The organism is Caballeronia sp. GAFFF1 (assembly GCF_023630705.1).
Taxonomy (GTDB): domain Bacteria; phylum Pseudomonadota; class Gammaproteobacteria; order Burkholderiales; family Burkholderiaceae; genus Caballeronia.
Window position 1 is genome coordinate 1 of sequence record NZ_JALQEM010000053.1, and the last position, 971, is coordinate 971.

The window sequence follows — 971 nt, forward strand, 5'->3', positions numbered from 1 at the left end:
TGCAGCAGCGTGACCAGAATGCGGCAGCCCGATGCGCCGATCGGATGCCCGATCGCGATCGCCCCGCCGTTCACGTTGATCTTTTCCTGATCCCAGCCCATCTGCTTGTGCACCGCCAGCGCCTGCGCGGCGAATGCTTCGTTGATCTCCATCAGGTCGAGATCGTCGACGCTCCAGCCCGCGCGTTCCAGACAGCGCTTCGATGCCGGCACCGGACCCATGCCCATGATCTTCGGGTCGACGCCCGCGCTCGCGTACGCCTTGATGCGCGCGAGCGGCGTCAAGCCAAGCGCCTCGGCCTTCTTGGCCGACATCACGACCACCGCCGCCGCGCCGTCGTTGATGCCCGATGCGTTCGCCGCCGTCACTGTGCCTTCCTTCGAGAACGCGGGCTTCAGTCCCGCGAGCGCTTCGGCGGTGACGCCGTGGCGCACGAATTCGTCGGTCGCGAACTGGATCGGCTCGCCTTTGCGCTGCGGAATCGACACCGGCACGATCTCATCGCTGAAGCGGCCGGCCTTCTGCGCGGCTTCCGCCTTGTTCTGCGACAGCGCCGCGAACGCGTCCTGCGCTTCGCGCGTGATGCCGTATTCCTTCGCGACGTTCTCGGCCGTGGTGCCCATGTGGTAGTTGTTATAGACGTCCCACAGGCCATCGACGATCATCGAGTCGATCAGCTTCGCATCGCCCATGCGGAAGCCGTCGCGCGAGCCGGGCAGCACGTGCGGCGCCGCGCTCATGTTCTCCTGGCCGCCCGCAACGATAATCTCGGAATCGCCCGCGATGATTGCGTTGGCCGCGAGCATCACTGCTTTGAGTCCCGAGCCGCAGACCTTGTTGATCGTCATGCCGGGAACCATCTCCGGCAAGCCGGCCTTGATGACCGACTGGCGCGCCGGGTTCTGGCCCGAGCCCGCGGTCAGCACCTGACCCAGAATGACTTCGCTGATTTGCTCGGGCTTCAGACCCGC

The 971-nt window shown here is 65.8% G+C and carries 1 protein-coding gene; it reads right to left on the reverse strand.

Annotation, left to right across the window (positions count from 1 at the left end; all coding sequences use genetic code 11):
• A partial coding sequence (locus NCR37_RS28265; RefSeq protein WP_250476108.1) for an acetyl-CoA C-acetyltransferase occupies nt 1-971 on the reverse strand: 971 nt, incomplete at both ends.